This is a genomic window from Caulobacter sp. Root487D2Y (genome assembly GCF_001427165.1).
Taxonomy (GTDB): domain Bacteria; phylum Pseudomonadota; class Alphaproteobacteria; order Caulobacterales; family Caulobacteraceae; genus Caulobacter.
Map to the genome: position 1 here is coordinate 30,963 of NZ_LMFD01000012.1, position 16,940 is coordinate 47,902.

The 16,940-nt window shown below is 69.5% G+C and carries 13 protein-coding genes; 10 read left to right on the forward strand and 3 right to left on the reverse strand.

The window, feature by feature from the left end:
• Positions 1–15: 15 nt before the first annotated feature.
• Both ASD38_RS17520 and ASD38_RS17525 read left to right on the forward strand, forming a co-directional pair.
• Positions 16–1,320, forward strand: coding sequence for a spinster family MFS transporter (locus ASD38_RS17520; RefSeq protein ID WP_056437242.1), 1,305 nt, complete (start codon positions 16–18; stop codon positions 1,318–1,320).
• Positions 1,320–2,981 carry a carboxylesterase/lipase family protein gene (locus ASD38_RS17525; protein ID WP_082560780.1) on the forward strand — a complete coding sequence of 554 codons (1,662 nt, stop codon included), beginning with the start codon at positions 1,320–1,322 and terminating at the stop codon, positions 2,979–2,981. The genes ASD38_RS17520 and ASD38_RS17525 overlap by 1 nt, the downstream gene beginning before the upstream one ends.
• A gap of 65 nt (positions 2,982–3,046) precedes the next feature.
• Here ASD38_RS17525 and ASD38_RS17530 read toward each other — a convergent pair whose 3' ends face one another.
• Positions 3,047–4,675 carry an ABC-F family ATP-binding cassette domain-containing protein gene (locus ASD38_RS17530; protein ID WP_056461994.1) on the reverse strand — a complete coding sequence of 543 codons (1,629 nt, stop codon included), beginning with the start codon at positions 4,673–4,675 and terminating at the stop codon, positions 3,047–3,049.
• A 248-nt stretch (positions 4,676–4,923) separates the two neighbouring features.
• Between ASD38_RS17530 and ASD38_RS17535 the strand changes: the two genes are divergently transcribed.
• The 5 genes from ASD38_RS17535 (at position 4,924) to ASD38_RS17555 (ending at position 11,473) form a co-directional block, all read left to right on the forward strand.
• Entirely contained in the window at positions 4,924–5,442 is a 519-nt protein-coding gene (locus ASD38_RS17535; protein ID WP_235523875.1) for an RNA polymerase sigma factor, read from the forward strand.
• Positions 5,439–6,518, forward strand: coding sequence for a FecR family protein (locus ASD38_RS17540; protein WP_056437232.1), 1,080 nt, complete (start codon positions 5,439–5,441; stop codon positions 6,516–6,518). The genes ASD38_RS17535 and ASD38_RS17540 overlap by 4 nt, the downstream gene beginning before the upstream one ends.
• Positions 6,519–6,574: 56 nt before the next feature.
• A complete protein-coding gene (locus ASD38_RS17545) occupies positions 6,575–9,169 on the forward strand; it encodes a TonB-dependent receptor domain-containing protein (RefSeq protein ID WP_235523876.1) in 2,595 nt (864 codons plus the stop codon).
• Between the two features lie 157 nt (positions 9,170–9,326).
• Complete coding sequence (treF, locus tag ASD38_RS17550; RefSeq protein WP_082560781.1) at positions 9,327–10,925, forward strand: alpha,alpha-trehalase TreF; 1,599 nt, start codon at positions 9,327–9,329, stop codon at positions 10,923–10,925.
• Positions 10,926–11,008: 83 nt separating this feature from the next.
• The gene (locus ASD38_RS17555; protein WP_056437230.1) at positions 11,009–11,473 is read left to right on the forward strand and encodes an NUDIX domain-containing protein; all 465 of its coding nucleotides are present in this window, start codon (positions 11,009–11,011) and stop codon (positions 11,471–11,473) included.
• On the opposite strand, the gene ASD38_RS17560 is transcribed toward ASD38_RS17555, so the two are convergent.
• Positions 11,470–13,098 carry an MBL fold metallo-hydrolase gene (locus ASD38_RS17560; protein ID WP_056462001.1) on the reverse strand — a complete coding sequence of 543 codons (1,629 nt, stop codon included), beginning with the start codon at positions 13,096–13,098 and terminating at the stop codon, positions 11,470–11,472. The genes ASD38_RS17555 and ASD38_RS17560 overlap by 4 nt on opposite strands.
• A 167-nt stretch (positions 13,099–13,265) precedes the next feature.
• Positions 13,266–13,724 (reverse strand): hypothetical protein, encoded by a 459-nt coding sequence (locus tag ASD38_RS17565; RefSeq protein WP_056437225.1) that lies wholly within the window; start codon positions 13,722–13,724, stop codon positions 13,266–13,268.
• Between the two features lie 145 nt (positions 13,725–13,869).
• Here ASD38_RS17565 and ASD38_RS17570 point away from each other — a divergent pair, with 145 nt between their 5' ends.
• Genes ASD38_RS17570 through ASD38_RS17580 form a run of 3 tightly spaced genes read left to right on the forward strand, consistent with a single transcriptional unit; the run spans position 13,870 to position 16,915 of the window.
• On the forward strand, positions 13,870–14,982 hold the full coding sequence (locus tag ASD38_RS17570; protein WP_056462004.1) for an efflux RND transporter periplasmic adaptor subunit: 1,113 nt from the start codon (positions 13,870–13,872) through the stop codon (positions 14,980–14,982).
• Positions 14,979–16,238, forward strand: a complete 1,260-nt coding sequence (locus ASD38_RS17575) for an ABC transporter permease (protein ID WP_056462007.1) — start codon at positions 14,979–14,981, stop codon at positions 16,236–16,238. Before ASD38_RS17570 ends, ASD38_RS17575 begins: the two co-directional genes overlap by 4 nt.
• Entirely contained in the window at positions 16,235–16,915 is a 681-nt protein-coding gene (locus ASD38_RS17580; RefSeq protein WP_056462008.1) for an ABC transporter ATP-binding protein, read from the forward strand. Before ASD38_RS17575 ends, ASD38_RS17580 begins: the two co-directional genes overlap by 4 nt.
• Positions 16,916–16,940: the final 25 nt, after the last annotated feature.

Consider the following 16,940-nt stretch of genomic DNA (forward strand, 5'->3'; position numbering starts at 1 on the left):
CCTAGGAAGCGGCGCATGACCCGCGCCACGCCCCCCCGGCAGACCGCGGTCGTCCCCAGCGGCGCGCGGATCACGCTGGCGATGCTGTGTTTTGTCTATGTGCTCAACTTCCTTGATCGCCAGCTCATCTCGATCCTGGCCAAGCCGATCCAGGACGGCCTGAAGATCAGCGACGGCCAGTTGGGCCTGCTGACCGGCTTCTATTTCGCGCTCTTCTATTGCTTCATCGCCATCCCGATCGGCTGGCTGGCCGACCGCACGAGCCGCGTCAGGGTTCTTGCCGTCGCCTGCGCGCTGTGGAGCGGCGCGACCGCCGCGTGCGGAATGGTCGGCAACTATGGACAGCTTGTCGTCGCGCGCATGATGGTCGGCGTCGGAGAGGCGGGCGGAGTTCCGCCGTCCTACGCCATCATCTCCGACTCGTTCCCGCGCGAGCGGCGGACCACGGCCATGGCGATCTTCAATCTCGGCCCGCCGATCGGTTCGGCGCTGGGCATCGCCTTCGGCGCTTCGCTGGCCTCCGCCTTCAGCTGGCGCATCCCCTTCTACGTTATCGGCGTCATCGGCGTGGTCGCCGCGGTGGCCGTTCATCTGATCGTCCGCGAGCCGAAACGCGGACAGATGGACACCGCGGTTCGCTCCACCGGCGCTGACACGGCCACCGGACTGGTCGCGACCATCACCCAGTTCTTCGGCAACCCGCTGATGCTCATGGCGTCGCTGGCCAGCGGCGCCGGCAACTTCATCACCTATGGCCTGCTCAATTTCACGACGCTGTTCCTCATGCGCGAAAAGGGCATGCATCTGGCCGATGTCGCGATCTGGTACGCCCTGGTCGTCGGGATCGGCATGAGCGCCGGCATCTATGCCTCGGGGCGGATCGTCGATCGGTTCGCCGCGCGCAGCAAGGCGGCCTACGCGACGGTCCCGGCGATCTCGCTGGTGCTCGCCCTGCCCTTCTTCCTGGCCTTCGTCTGGGCGCCGACCTGGCAGCTGTCTTTGCTGTTCCTGCTTGTTCCGATGTTCCTCAATTCGTTCTTCCTGTCGGCGACCGTGACCTTCGTTCAGAGCGAGGCGCCCGCCGAACGGCGCGTGATCTCCGGCGCGTTGCTGCTGCTGGTGATGAACTTCATCGGCCTCGGCCTGGGCCCGACCTATGTCGGCATGGCCAGCGACCACTTCCGCCCCGTCTACGGACCCCACGCGCTGCGAGCGGCCTACTATGCGCTCGCGCCGATGTACCTGATCGCGGCCGTGCTGTTCCTCATCCTCGCGCGCCTGATCCGCCGCGACCAACGCCTCCAAGAAGGAGCCCTCTGATGACGAGTCTTCCGCGCCTGATGGGCGTCCTCCTCTTCGCATGCGTCATGGCCGCTGGAGCCAGCTTCCCCGCGGCGGCCGAGGTGGCGCCGGTCGTGACCGCGCCGGCCGGCGCCGTGGAAGGCCTGCGCGAGGGGGACGCCAAGGTGTTCCACGCGATCCCCTATGCGCTTCCCCCGGTCGGCGAGCGCCGCTGGAGGCCTCCGGCCGCGATGCCGCGATGGCAGGGTGTGCGCGCCGCCCAGACGATGGGCGTGGCGTGCATGCAGCCGCCGATGGCGGCCGGCCCCTACGATCGGGGCAAGGTGCCGATGGCCGAGGATTGTCTGACCCTCGACGTGACCACGCCCGCCAATGCGCGCAATGCCCCGGTGATGGTCTGGATCCATGGCGGAACCCTGATCTGGGGATCGGGCCATTCGAAGATGTACGACGGCCAGGAATTCACCAAGCGCGGGGTGGTGCTGGTCTCGATCAACTATCGTCTGGGCGTGTTCGGCTATCTGGCGCATCCGGCGCTCAGCAAGGAATCGCCCGAGGACACGTCCGGAAACTACGGTCTGCTCGACCAGATCCAGGCGCTGCAATGGGTGCGCGACAACATCGCCTCCTTCGGCGGCGATCCGCGCAACGTGACGATCTTCGGGGAATCCGCCGGCGCGCTCAGCGTGGAATACCTGCTCGCCTCGCCCCGGGCGCGCGGCGCGTTCGACAAGGCGATCGTGGAGAGCGGCTATCTGTTCACCATGCCCGAGCTGCGCACCAAGCGAGGGGAGGAATACTCGGCCGAGGACATCGGCCTCTGGCTAGCGGGCAAGCTGCAGAAGCCCGACATCGCCGCGCTGCGGGCCATGGACGCCCGTCAACTGGCGGAGGCGTCCGCAGCGACCGGCTATGCGCCCTATGGGACCATCGACGGCAAGGTCCTCAAGCGCCAACTGGTCGATACGTTCGACCATGGCGAGCAGGCGCCGGTGCCGCTGATCGCCGGGTTCAACAGCGGTGAAATCCGCACCCTTCGTTTCCTGGCGCCGCCGGTCCCGCCCAGCCCCACGGCCTATGTCGAAGGGATAAGGGCGCGTTACGGCGATCTGGCGGACGAGTATCTCCGCCTCTATCCGGCGACCGCCGATCTCGAACAGAACGGGCTGGACAGCACGCGTGACACGGTCTTCGGTTGGACCTCCGAGCGCCTGGTGCGCAACCAGGCCGCCCTGGGTCAGCCCGCGTTCCTCTATTATTTCAGCCACAGCTATCCCAGCGCGGACGCGGCGGGCTTGACGGGCTTCCATGCCAGCGAAGTGCCGTTCGTCTTCGGCGCGATCGGCAAAACGCCGGCGTTCTGGCCGGCGATCCCCGACACGGCCGCCGAGCGGCGGATGTCCGACGCGATGCTGGACTATTGGACCAGCTTCGCGCGGGACGGAAAACCATCGTCCGAGCACGGACCGACCTGGAGCGCGTTCGGCTCCGCGAGCGCCTTCATGCACTTCGCCGAGGTCCCGCGGGCGTCGACAGGCTTCATGCCGGGCATGTACGCCCTCCACGAGCAGGTGATGTGCCGGCGAAGGGCCGAGGGCGGCCAATCGTGGAACTGGCGCACCGGCAGCACCGCGCCGGTGCTGCCCGCGCGGACGAACGGCTGCCAGTCGCCGCCATGAGCCGTGTCTCGGCGTCAGCTCCGGGGGCGTGGCGATCCCCATAGGCGGCTAAGGGGCCGACGCCGCTATCCTCCCGGGTGCAGCCCCGGCGCTTCCTGGCCCGTGCGGGTGACATATTCCGTGTAGCCGCCGCCGTACTGATGGACGCCCTCGGGCGTCAGTTCCAGCACGCGGTTCGACAGGGCCGACAGGAAGTGGCGGTCGTGCGAGACGAAGAGCATGGTGCCCTCGAAGTCCGTCAGGGCCGCGACCAGCATCTCCTTGGTCGCCATGTCGAGGTGGTTGGTCGGCTCGTCGAGCACCAGCAGGTTCGGCGGATCGAACAGCATCTTGGCCATGACCAGGCGCGCCTTCTCGCCGCCGGACAAGACGCGGCAGGGTTTCTCGACATCGTCGCCGGAGAAGCCGAAGCATCCCGCCAGGGTGCGCAGCGCGCCCTGGCCGGCCTGCGGGAACGAACGCTCCAGAGACTCGAAGATCGTCTCTTCGCCGTCCAGCAGGTCCATCGAGTGCTGGGCGAAATAGCCCATCTTGACGCTGGCGCCGACATTGACCGTTCCCTGGTCGGGCTTGGTGTCGCCGGCCACCAGTTTCAGCAGGGTCGACTTGCCGGCGCCGTTGGCGCCCAGGACGCACCAGCGCTCCTTGCGGCGCACCAGGAAATCCAGGCCCTCATAGATCGGTTGGGCGCCGTAGCCCTTGTGGATATTGCGCAGGTTGATCACGTCGTCGCCGGACCGCGGCGGGCTCTGGAACTCGAACTGGACCGTCTGGCGACGGCGCGGGGCCTCGACGCGTTCGATCTTGTCGAGCTTCTTGACCCGGCTCTGGACCTGGGCGGCGTGCGAGGCGCGCGCCTTGAACCGCTCGATGAACTTGATTTCCTTGGCCAGCATGGCCTGCTGGCGCTCGTATTGCGCCTGGCGTTGGGCCTCGCCCAGCGCGCGCTGCTGGTCGTAGAAGTCCAGATCGCCCGAATAGGTGATCAGCGAGCCGCCGTCGATCTCCACCACCTTGCCGATGATGCGGTTCATGAAGGCGCGGTCGTGCGACGTCATCAACAGGGCGCCGTCGTAGTTCTTGAGGAAGGCCTCGAGCCAGATCAGGCTTTCCAGGTCCAGGTGGTTGCTGGGTTCGTCCAGCAGCATGCCGTCGGGCCGCATCAGCAGGATGCGGGCCAGCGCCACGCGCATCTTCCAGCCGCCGGACAGCAGACCGACATCGCCATCCATGCGTTCCTGGCTGAAGCTCAGACCGGCCAGCACCTCGCGCGCCCGCGCTTCCAGCGCGTAGCCGTCCAGTTCCTGGAAGCGCTCCAGCACCTCGCCATAGCGTTCGAGGATGGCGTCCATCTCGTCAGCCTGGTCCGGATCGACCATCGCCGCCTCGAGCTTGGCCATTTCGGCGGCCAGCGCGCTGACGGGACCGACGCCGTCCATCACCGCGGCGACCGCGCTCTGGCCCGACATTTCGCCGACATCCTGGCTGAAATAGCCGATCGTCATGCCGGGATCGATCGCGACCAGTCCGTCGTCGGGTTGCTCCTGGCCGGTGATCATGCGGAACAGCGTGGTCTTGCCGGCGCCGTTCGGGCCGACGAGCCCGACCTTTTCCCCCTTCTGGATGCCCATCGAGGCTTCGATGAACAGGATCTGGTGGCCGTTCTGCTTGGAGATATTGTCGAGGCGGATCATGGGGCGGTCTGCTAACGCGGGTGGAACGAGAACGCCAGCCTTAGAGTCAGGCCAATTCCAAGCGCGCCCCCGGGCGCTGGACATCCAGCGGAGCCTGTCGCCACCGTTTTGACTCCGGACCTCGCCACGGCCGACTCCGTCGCCGAACAGAAAAGTCGTCACGGCGCGCTGTGGGTTGGCCGTTGTCGTGCGTCATGCACGGTGAGACAAAACCTCTTGAACCCGGGCTGACGCCCATGGGCGGGATCGTGCGAGCAGCCATCGAACCAGATCTGCGAGGACTCGACCGGCGCTATCGTCCGGCGCTGATGGCGTTCTTCATGCGCCGCGCCGCCAGCCACAGCGACGCCGAGGACATGACTCAGGAGCTGTTCGCCAAGCTGGCCACGGCTCAGGTCAGTCCGATGGACAACGCCGACGCCTACATCTTCCAGATGGCCGCCAACCTGCTGCGCGACCGAGGCCGCCGCGAGCGGGTCCGGGCCAACTACCGCGCCAGCGTCCATGCCGGGATCGGGTCCGGGACCGGCGACCTGGAGTCCCTGGATCCCGCCCGCGTGCTGCTGGGCCGCGAAAGTCTGGGCGAAGTGTCCGACGCCCTGCGCGAGCTGCCCGACCGCACACGCGCCATCTTTCTTCTGTTCCGTCTGGAAGGCATGAAGCAATCCGAACTCGCCGCCCTGTACGGCGTCTCCGTCAGCGCGGTGCAAAAGCACATCTTCAAGGCCATGACCCATCTGACCCGACGCGTGAGGGCCGGCGAATGACCGTGACCCCGTCCGAAGAGCGCCTGGACGCCGCCCGCGAGCAGGCCGCCCTGTGGTGCGTGCGCCTGGCCGACGACGAGCTGACCCTGGCCGAGCAGGCCCGACTGCAGGCCTGGTTCGACGCCGACGAGGCCCATCGCGGCCTGCTGGACGACGCCGTCACCGCCTGGCGCGCCGTCGAGGAGCAGGCCGCCAGCCCCGGCATGATCGCGCTTCGTCGCGAAGCGCTTGAAGACCTGCGCCGCGCCCAGCACGGACGCTGGGCCCGCCCCGGCCGGCGCCCGGCGCTGTGGACCGCCCTGGCCGCCTGCCTGGTGGTCGCCGTCGGCGGCGGCGTCGCCTGGCGGGCCAGCCTGCCCGACGTCTACCGCACCACCGAGGGCGAGCGGCGGATCGTCGAGCTGGCCGACGGCTCGCGCGCCTCGCTCGACAGCGCCACGGTGCTGAAGGTCAAGTACGAGCGCGGCCGCCGCCGTCTGTGGCTGGACAGCGGCCGGGCCAAGTTCTCGGTCGCCAAGGACCCGCTGCGCCCATTCTCGGTGGCGGCCGGCGACAAGCTGGTGGTGGCCACCGGCACCGTGTTCAGCGTCGAACGCTTGACCGGCCAGATGCGGGTGGTGCTGTACGAGGGCCACGTGGCGGTGCTGGACGACAAGACGGGCCGCGCCGACGCCGCCGTGCCGGTCAAGATCGGCGGCGCGCCGGCCGACCGGCTGCTGACCCCCGACCACGAACTGGTGACCTCGACCAAGACCAACGCCACGGTCGTCAGCCAACTGGACCCGATCCGCGCCAAGGCCTGGGAGAACGGCCAACTGGTGTTCCAGGACGAGCCCATGGACCTGGCCGTCGAGCGGGTGAACCGCTACGCTCGCGACAAGCTGAAGATCGGCGATCCCGGCGTCGCCCAGTTGCGGATCAGCGGGGTGTTCACCTCGGGCGACACCAGCGCCTTCGTCGACGGGGTGACGGCCGTGCTGCCGGTCCACGCGGTTGCGGCCAATGGCGTGACCGTGCTGAAAATCGACCGCGGACAAAAAAATTCCGCGCCGGCCGGTGTGTCTTCGACGAGCTGAGGCGTCTCACCTTCCAAAGCGCCGCAATCAACGTCGGCGCATAGGGAGGGAAGACAATGCCCAAGTCGCTGTCCAAGCCGTTCGACCGTCGTCTGGCCTGGGGCTCCACCGCCGCCGCGGCCCTGATGCTGCTGGCCGCCCCCGCCGCCGTTCATGCCCAGCAGACCCCTCAGCAGACGAGAGGGTCCACCTACAGCTTCGACATTCCCGCCCAGGACCTGAGCAGCGCCCTGCGGGCCTTCGGCCAGGCCTCGGGCCAGCAGCTGGCCTTCGACGAGGCCAGCGTGCGCGGCAAGCGCGCCCCGGCCCTGTCCGGCGCCTACACCGCCGAGGCCGGCCTCAAGCGCCTGCTGAACGGCACGGGCCTCAGCGCCCAGCCGACCGCCAGCGGCGTCTACGCCATTCGCGCCAAGACCCTGCTGGTGGCGACCAGCGCCCAGAGCCAGGCCGCGCCCGCCACGGCCGTCGAATCCGAGCCCGAGACCCCGGCCCAGGTCGAGGAGGTGATCGTGGTCGGCACCCCCGGCGGCAAGGGCATCGACAAGCTGGCCGCCAGCTTCGCGGTCACTACCGTCAACGCCGACGACATCACCAAGGCCTCGCCCAAGAGCACCGCCGAACTGCTGACCCTGGTGCCCGGCGTCTGGGTCGAGACCTCGGGCGGCGTGGCCGGCGCCAACGTCTTCGTGCGCGGCTTCCCCGCCACCGGCGACGCCGAGTTCCTGACCATCCAGCTGCAGGGCTCGCCGATCTATCCGCCCTCGACCCTGTCGTTCCTGGAGAACAGCTCGATCTTCCGGGTCGACGAGACGATCTCGCGTATGGAGGCCCTGCGCGGCGGCCCCAACCCGATCTTCTCCAACGGCCAGCCGGGCCTGACCACCAACTTCCAGCTCAAGGAAGGCGGCGAGGAAACCCACGGCCTGGTCAAGCTCTCGACCTCCGACTACGACCTGCGCCGCGTCGACGGCCTGCTGAGCGGCAAGCTGGCCGACGACCTCTATTTCATGGTCGGCGGCTATGCGACCACCTCGCCGGGGGTGCGCGACACCCAGTTCGACAGCGAGGTTGGCCAGCAGTTCACGGTCAACATCACCAAGCGGATGGAGCACGGCAAGCTCAACCTCTACGCCCGCTACACCGACGACCACGGCGCCTGGTACCTGCCGTTCGCCATCAACGTGCCCGGCGTCGACAAGGGAACCTACACCCAGATCGGCGAGGCCAGCCGCTTCCACACCCTGCAGATCAACGCGGCCGGCGCGACCCGCAACTTCGACTTGGCCGACGGCCGGGGCTTCAAGGGCTTCGTGGCCGGCGGCGGGTTCGAGCACGAGTTCGGCGACGGCTGGACCGTGCGCGACCGCTTCAGCCTGACCGACGGCGACGCCAACACCTACGGCCTGGTGCCGGACGGAGCGGCGATCACGGTCGTCTCGCTGAACACCGTCGTGCCCGGCACGATCTCGACGCGCGGCGGCGCGGCCCTGGGCCCCAACGACTACGTCCAGAACTGGGGCGCCTGGATCGTCGAGAAGAAGATCAAGGCCCTGACCAACGACCTGTCGATCGGCAAGACGGTGGGAACCCACCAGTTGTCGGCCGGCTACTACGCATCCAGCTTCAAGTCAGACGACTTCTGGACGATCGGCAATGTCGAGCCGATGCAGGTCAAGGCCAACGGCGACTACCTGGCCGCCCCGGTCACCTGCGCCGACCTGGCCACGGCCGGCAGCACTTCCAGCTGCTTCAAGTTCGGCCTGACCTCGGCCGGCGACGGGCGGGTGGACGCCCTCTACCTGGGCGACTCCTGGCAGGTGATCGATCCGCTGCGCATCGACCTGGGCGTGCGCCGCGAGCGCTTCCAGACCGACTACGTGGTCGACGACGGCCCCGGCTTCCCCGACGGCCTGGCCCCGCGCACCACCGACTACAGCAACAGCAAGACCAGCTACACCGTCGGGGTGAACTACGACATCAACGGCGTGTCGGGCGTGTTCGGCCGCTATTCGCGCGGCTACAAGTTCCCCAGCTTCGACAACTTCCGCGAAGGCCTGACCGACACCCTGTCGGTCGACCAGTACGAGCTGGGCTACAAGCTGCGCAGCGGGCCGTTCGAGCTCTACGCCACCGGCTTCGCCAACGAGTTCAAGGGCGCCAAGTTCGCCGACGTCGGCGGCATCCAGGAGAGCAACAGCAACAAGGCCCACGGGCTTGAGCTGGACGGCCGCTGGCGCTCGGACTTCGGCCTGTCGCTGGCCCTGAACGGCACGTTCCAGAAGACCGAGATCACCAAGTCGTCGATCCCGGCCAACAAGGGCAACAGCGCCCAGCGCCAGCCCGACTGGATGATCCGCTTCACCCCCAGCTATGACGTGACCCTGGGCTCGGTGGAGTCGACCTTCTACGGCACGGTCAGCGCGGTGGACGACCGCTTCGCCGACAACGCCAACAGCCAGGTCCTGAAGGGCTACACCAAGATCGACCTGGGCGCGATCTTCGACGTCGCCGACTTCACCGTCCAGGTCTCGGGCGACAACCTCACCGACAGCCACGGCCTGACCGAGGGCGACCCGCGCTCGACCAGCGGGGCCAACGCCCGCCCGATCCTGGGCCGGTCGTTCAAGGTCAGCGTCGGCTACAACTTCTGACCGGTTCTCCCGATCAGGATCCGCCGGACCGCCCCCAGCGGCCCGGCGGACGGGTTGCTCCCCCAGCAACCCCTGCTGGCGGATCGGGTCCCTCATCGGACCCGATCCGCGCTTTTCCCGTTTAAAGCTTGAGCTGTCTGCCTTCCGGAGGAACGCCGTGAACCGTCGCCACGTCCTGATCGCCTCCGCCGTCTGGCTCACCCTCGCCGCGCCCGCGCTCGCTCAAGCGCCCCAGACCGCGCGCCCCAAGGCCAGCGAGATCCCCTCCCCCGCCGACACCTATGCCGAGCTGTTCCACCAGGTGCAGATGCGCAAGCTGTTCCCGGACGGCAAGACCTTCGTCGACGCCTCGCCCAAGCGCCCCCCGGCCCAGATCCTGGCCGCCTACCGCGCCCACGCGACCTTCACCGACGCCGAGTTGAAGCGCTTCGTGACCGCCAACTTTGTCGTGCCGCAAAGCACGCCCGCTCCGCCGCCGTCCAAGGACCGCACCACGCTGAAGGCCCACATCGCCGCCCTGTGGCCGGTGCTGACCCGGCCGCCGGTCAAGGCGGTCGACGGCGACAGCGCCCTGCCGCTGGACAAGCCGTTCGTGGTGCCCGGCGGGCGCTTCCGCGAGATGTACTACTGGGACAGCTACTTCACCCTGCTGGGCCTGGCGGCCGACGGCAGGACCGAGGCGGTCGAGAACATGGTCGATGACTTCGGCGGGCTGATCGACCGCTACGGCCACATCCCCAACGGCACGCGCACCTACTATCTCAGCCGCTCGCAGCCGCCGTTCTACTTCGCCATGGTGGGTCTGGCGGATAAGACCGACAAGGCGCGGTTCAAGGCTCGCCTAGACTTGATGCGCCGAGAGCACGCCTTCTGGATGGACGGCGAGAAGACCCTGGCGCCCGGCCAGGCCTATCGCCGCGTGGTGGCCCTGCCCGACGGCGCGGTCCTCAACCGCTACGCCGACGACCGGGCCACGCCGCGCGACGAGTCCTATCGCGAGGACGTGCTGACGGCGCGCGAGGTCGCCGACCGCCCGGCCGGCGAGGTCTTCCGCGACCTGCGCTCCAGCGCCGAAAGCGGCTGGGACTTCAGCTCACGCTGGCTGGCCGACGGCAAGAGCCTGAAGACCATCCAGACCACCTCGATCATCCCCGTCGACCTCAACGCCCTGATCTACGGTCTGGAGACGGCGATCGCCCAGGGCTGCGCCGACCTGGCGGACGCGCCTTGCGTCGCCGAGTTCAGCGGCCGCGCCAAGGCCCGCCGGACGGCGATGGACGCCTATCTCTGGGACGCCCCGCGCGGCCTCTATCTGGACTACCAGTGGCGCGAGCGGGCACGGCTGGACCATCCCAGCGCCGCGACCCTGTATCCGCTGTTCGTCGGAGCCGCGAGCGCCGACCAGGCCAAGGCGGTGACGGCGAGCACCCGCGCCCTGCTGCTGGCCCCCGGCGGCCTGCGCACCACCACCGTCTCGACCGGACAGCAGTGGGACACCCCCAACGGCTGGGCCCCGCTGCAGTGGGTGGCGGTCTCGGGCCTGCGCCGCTACGGCGAGGAGGCCCTGGCCAAGGACATCGGCGAGCGCTGGCTGGCCACGGTCGACCGCGAATACCGGGCCAGCGGCAAGATGCTGGAGAAGTACGATGTCGAAGAGGCCAAGGCCGGCGGCGGCGGGGAGTATCCGCTGCAGGACGGCTTTGGCTGGACCAACGGCGTGACGCGGGCGCTGCTGGAGCTCTATCCCGCTCCGTGAGGATCGATTGGCCAAGCCACGTCAGGGCTGGCGCCGGTCACGCCCGCCTTGTCGCCGGCCGCCGGCGCCCTCAGGATAAGCCTATGCCCCAGCACGCCGCCGGCGTCCTCGTGTGGCGCGGAGACGCCCACGATCCGCGCTTTCTTCTGGCCCATCCCGGCGGTCCGTTCTGGCGGCGCCGCGACGCGGGAGTCTGGTCGATCCCCAAGGGTCTGATCGAGCCGGGCGAAACGGCGGAGGTCGCCGCGCGACGCGAGTTCCAGGAAGAAACGGGCTTGACGCTGACGGCTCCGCTCCAGCCGCTCACGCCGAGACAGGCCTATCGCGGCAAGATCATTACCCCGTGGCTCGCGCGGGCCGATCTCGACCTGGGAGGATTTCACAGCGGGACGTTTCGGCTGCAATGGCCCCCGCGATCGGGGGTCTGGATCGACACGCCCGAGATCGACGCGGTGGCCTATTTCGATCTGGCCGCCGCGCTCGACAAGATCCTGGCGGCCCAGCGGCCGATCCTGGTCGAGGCCGCCTCCAGGATCGCCGCGCCCTAGAGGGCGTCAGGCGGCGCCGGCGAGCCAGAACGGCGGTCCGAAGGCGCGTCCAGCGCCGCTTGCAGGGCGGCCAGCAACCGCTCGCGCGCGGCGTCGTCCGGCGCCGACTGCAGGGCGGCGTTGAGGGCGAGATTGAACGCCGCGCGATCATTGTGCCAATCCAGCCGCGAGACGGCCTGGGGCGGCAGGCGCCGGGCCGGCCGGTCCTGGGGCAGAGCGCGGCCAGGCGCCAGGGCGAAGCCTTCGTCGAGTTCCGGAACCAGGATCTGGTCCTCGGTCAGACCCGCCTCGACGAGCCGCCGCTTCAAGCCGGCGGTCGCCTCGGGCTCGCCATGGGCCAGGAAGATCGAGCCGGCGACGGGCCCCCGCGCCTTGACCCAGCGGACCAGACCGCTGGCGTCCGCGTGGGCCGAATAGGCCTCCAGCTTGCGGATCCTGGCGCGCACCCGCACCTCGTCGCCCTGGATGCTGACGCGCGGCGCGCCGTCGGCGATCAGCCGCCCCAGCGTGCCGACGGCCTGGTATCCGCAGAGCAGGACGGTGACCTCCTTGCGCCACAGCAGGCGCTTGAGGTGCTTGCGAATGCGGCCGGCGTCGCACATGCCGCTGGCCGCCAGGATGATGTGCCAGCCCGACAGCTTTTCCAGCCCGTCGCTGTCCCAGGGCCGATCCAGGAAGTGCAGGTTCTCCGAGGGTCGGACGGCCGCGAACGGATTGACCTGGGCCTGGGCGTTCCAGCCGCGATCCTGGAAGACCTTGCTGGCCTCGATGGCCAGGGGCGAATCCAGGAAGATGTCGCCGCGCGGCGCGCGTCCCTCCTCCATCAGGGCCAGCAGATCGACCAGCAGCTCCTGGCTGCGTTCGACGGCGAAGGCCGGGATCAGCAGCGGCCCGCCGGCGGCGTGCGCGGCCTTCAGTTCCTCGGCCAGGGCCGAACGCCGCGAAGCCGCGTCGCCGCCGATACGGTCCCGGTCGCCATAGGTGGATTCCACCACCAGGTGGTCGACGCCCTGGGGCCCTTGCGGATCGCCCACGAACAGGCTGCCCCCAGATCCGATGTCGCCCGAAAACAGCAGGCTCTGGCGGCCGGTGTCGGTTTCGACCTCCAGGGCGATGGACGCCGCGCCCAGGATGTGTCCCGCCTCCCAGTAGGTGGCGGTGACGCCGGGCGCGACGGCGACGGCCTCGCCCAGCTTGACCTTGCGAAACTGCGGCATGATCGCCTTGCCGTCGGCGGCCGTGTAGATCGGTTCGACCTGAGTCAGGCCGCGCCGCTGGTTGCGGCGGTTGAGCGAGGCGACCTCGGCCTCCTGGATGCCGCCCGCGTCGACCAGCATCACCGCGCACAGATCGCGCGTGGCGGCGGTGGCGTAGATGGGCCCCTCGTAGCCGGCGCGCATCAGCTTGGGCAGCAGGCCCGAATGGTCGACATGGGCGTGGGTCAGCAGCACCGCGTCGATCTCGCGCGGATCAAAGGGAAAGTCGCCGTAGTTCAGCGCCTTCAGGGTCTTGGAGCCCTGGAACATGCCGCAATCGATCAGAAGGGTCGCCTGGCCGGTCTGCACGCGGGCGCAAGAACCGGTCACGCATCCGGCGGCGCCATGAAAGGTCAGGATCGGGGTCATCGGGTCAGCCTTCGACGAAAGAAGGGAGGCGCCGCCATCGACCGTCGGGCTTTCGTGTCCGACTGCACGGGCGGGACCTCCGTCGCCCCGACCCTCGCGCGACGCGCGGACCCGCATCGTGACTCAGATCAAATTCCGCGGCCCGCCGCGCGGCGATCGATCGCTCGTCAGCCGAGCCTGACCCGGACCCCGCCGGCGGCGACGGCGATGTTCAGCCCCTGCCCGCGGGCCTTGACCCGGATCTCCACGCCCTTGGCGTTGCGCAGGACCGCCGTGGCGCCGCTGAGGATGATAAAGGAGCCGCTCGCCCCCGCCAGGACGTAGACGCCCTCGAAATCCTCCACGTTCCGGAGGTTGCGGACCTCGGCCGTTCCTTCCACCTGCTCGGCGCCGACGCCAACCAGGCTCAGCCCGACGATGGTGAAGTCGTGGTCGTGCCCGTGGAAGCTCAGGCGTCCGCTGCCCCAGCTGTAGCCCACCCCCAACGCCATGGTGTCGGCGTCGAAGGTGGCCACCGCGTCCGGCGGAGGACGGGGCTGCTCGGCGCGAGCGGGCCCGACGGGGCCGCAGGTCGCCAGGACCAGGCTCGACAGCCCGATCAGGATCCAGGGATGTGAGGGTCGCAATCGGGCCTCCTATGACCGCCCCATCCTGACCGATCGACGCCGCCTGAAATTGATCTCCGGCAAACGCGGACGACGTTCGATCAGGCAGGATCGATTTGGCGACGAGTCCCGTCCCGCCCACGGGCGCGATCGCCTGGAGACGATCTTGAACGAGGCTTCCGCTTCCCCGGTCGATGCGACCCGGCCCGCCGTGACGCAGCCCGTCCTGGTCAAGTCCATCCTGCCCGCCGTCGTCACGCCCGTCCGCGGGTCGATCGCCCGGCGGTGGCGGATCGCCGCCGCCGGAGCGGCCCTGATCGGAATCGTGCTGGTCGGCCTGACGGTCTTGCTGGGTTCGCGCCCGGTGCAGATCGGCCAGGTCCGCCTGGGCGCGGCCGTGGACGTGGTCTACGCCTCGGGCGTGGTCGAGCACGCCCGCCAGGCCCATGTCGCGCCGGTGACCACCGCGCCGATCCGCAGCGTGGCCGTCGAAGAAGGCCAGGTCGTCCGGCGCGGTCAGGTTCTGGCCCAGTTGGAAGACGGTCCTCAACGCGGCACGGCGATGCAGGTCGAGGCCCAGGCCGCCCAGGCCCGGGTCATCGCCAACCGGACCCAGCGCCTGCTGCAGGCCGGGTTCGCCGCGCCGGCCGCCGACGAGGACGCCCAGGCCCAGCGCAAGGCCGCCGAAGCCGCCGCCGCGAGCGCCTGGTCCCGCCTGGCCGACTACCGGATCACCGCGCCGATCGCCGGACGGATCCTGCGGCGAGACGCCGAGCCGGGCGACCTGGCCCAGTCGGGGAAGGTGCTCTTCCTGGTGGCCGATCCGGCGCGTCTGCGCGTCACGGCCGACGTCGACGAGCGCGACGTGGCACGTCTGGCGGTGGGCCAGACGGCGTTGATCCGCGCCGACGGCTTCCCGGGGGAAACGTTCAAGGGGCGGATCGATCAGATCACGCCCGTCGGCGACGCCATCGGGCGGGTCTTCCGCGTGCGGGTCGGCCTGCCGCCCGCTTCGCGCCTGCGCCCGGGCATGACCGTGGAGCTCAACCTGGTCACGGCGCGCCGCGACGACGCCCGGCTCGTCCCGTCGACCGCCATTCGCGACGGCGCGGTCTGGGTCGAGGCGGACGGCAAGGCCCGGCGGGTTCCCGTGGTCGTCGGCGCGGCGAGCGGCGACCAGGCCGAGATCGTCTCGGGGCTGGCCCCGGGCGCGCGGATCATCCTGTCTCCGCCCAAGGACCTGCGGGACGGCGCGCGGGTCAAACCCGCGAAGCCATGATGGCCATGCTCCGGGTCCTGGCGGGCATAGCGTTCGCCCACCTGTGGGTGCGCGCCCGCGCGACCTTCGTGGCCACCCTGGGGGTGGCCATCGGCGTCGGGTTCTTCCTGGCGGTCTCGGGAATGATGGTCGGATCCCAAAAGGATTTCATCCGTACACTGATCGACACGGCGCCGCACATCATCGTCCGCGACGAGCGTCGCGCGCCCACCCGCCAACCGGCCCTGACGGCCTTCGCCGGGGACGCGGTGCGGATCGAGGGTCTGCGGCCCCAGGAAGAGGTGCGCGGCCTGAAGGATTGGCCGGCCATGCTGGCCGACGTTCGGGCCCAGCCCGGCGCGCAGGTCGCCCCTTCCCTCTCCGGCGCGGTGACGATCGGCTATGCGGGCCGCACCGCGGCCGTCGCCCTGAACGGGGTGGACCCCCGGCTCGAAGGAAGGCTGACCAAGATCGACGAGACCCTGATCGGCGGCCGCCTGTCCGACCTGGAAGCCCGGCCCGACGGCCTGATCATCAGCCGGCCGATGGCCGACCGCCTGGGCGCGCGACTGGGCGACACCCTGGTCGTCACCGCCTCGACCGGCGCCCTGCAGCGCATGCGCATCTTGGCCCTGATCGAGCCGGAGGGTCGAGCGGGCTTCTATGCCGGCGACGCGGTCGCCTACGGCCTGCTGCGCACCGCCCAGGTGCTGTTCACCCGGCCCAACGTCGTCAACCAGCTGCACGTGCGGCTGGCCGATCCGGACGACGCCCGGCTGCTGGCCGGGACCCTCGAGGCCCGGTGGGGCTACAAATGGGAGTCCTGGCAGGAGCGCTCGGCCGACATCCTCAACCTGCTCGTGGTTCGCAACGTCATCATGTACGCGGTGATCCTGGCCATCCTGATCGTCGCCAGTTTCGGCATCTACACCGCCGTCTCCAACAGTGTCGCCGACAAGCGGCGGGACATCGCCATCCTGCGGGCCATGGGCTTTTCGGCGTTCGACGTCCAGGCCATCTTCCTGATCGAGGGCGTGGCGATCGCGATCCTGGGCGCGGTCATGGGCTTCGCCATCGGAACCGGCCTGCTGGAGATCCTGGCCCGCCTGCCGCTGTCGATCGGCGGCAAACCCCTGGTCCTGCCGCTGGATCGCGGGCTTGGCCAATATCTGATCGCCGGCGGCGCCTCGATGACCGCGGCCCTGCTCGCCGCCTGGCTGCCGGCTCGCAAGGTCGCCCGCGTCGATCCGGTGTCGGTGTTGCGGGGCGCGGCGTGAGCGTCCGCCTCGAAGGTCGCGGGCTGACCCGCCGGCTGGTCGATCCGGAACCGTTCACCCTGGTCGACGCCGTCTCGCTGACGGTCGCCGCCGGAGAGCTGGTCGCCGTCGTCGGCCCTTCCGGCTGCGGCAAGTCCTCCCTGCTCTACCTGCTGGGCCTGCTGGATCGTCCCGACGCCGGCGAGGTGCTGATCGACGGTCAGGCGACCAGCGCGCTTGGCGACCGGGCGCGTACGCGGCTGCGCCTGGAGCGGATCGGCTTCGTGTTCCAGTTCCACTTCCTGCTTCCGGAATTGACCGCCGGCGCCAACATCGCCCTGCCCATGCGGCGATTGGGGCAGCTGGGCGAGGCCGGCATCGAGGCGCGGGTCGACGAGCTTTGCGCCAAGCTCGACCTGCCCGACCTGAAAGGCCGGCGACCCGACCGGCTGTCGGGCGGCCAACGCCAGAGAGTGGCCGTCGCCCGCGCCCTGGCCAACGACCCGGCGCTGCTGCTCTGCGACGAGCCGACGGGCAATCTCGACAGCGCCAACACCCGCCGCGTGATCGAGGAATTCGGCCGCCTGGCCCATGAAGAGGGCCGCGCCGTGGTCTGCGTGACCCATGACGAGGGTTTCGCCCAAGCCGCCGACCGCCGCATTCACATGCTCGACGGCCGCATCGTTGCCCAGACTTGAGAGCAAGGCGGCGATTTGACCGGCG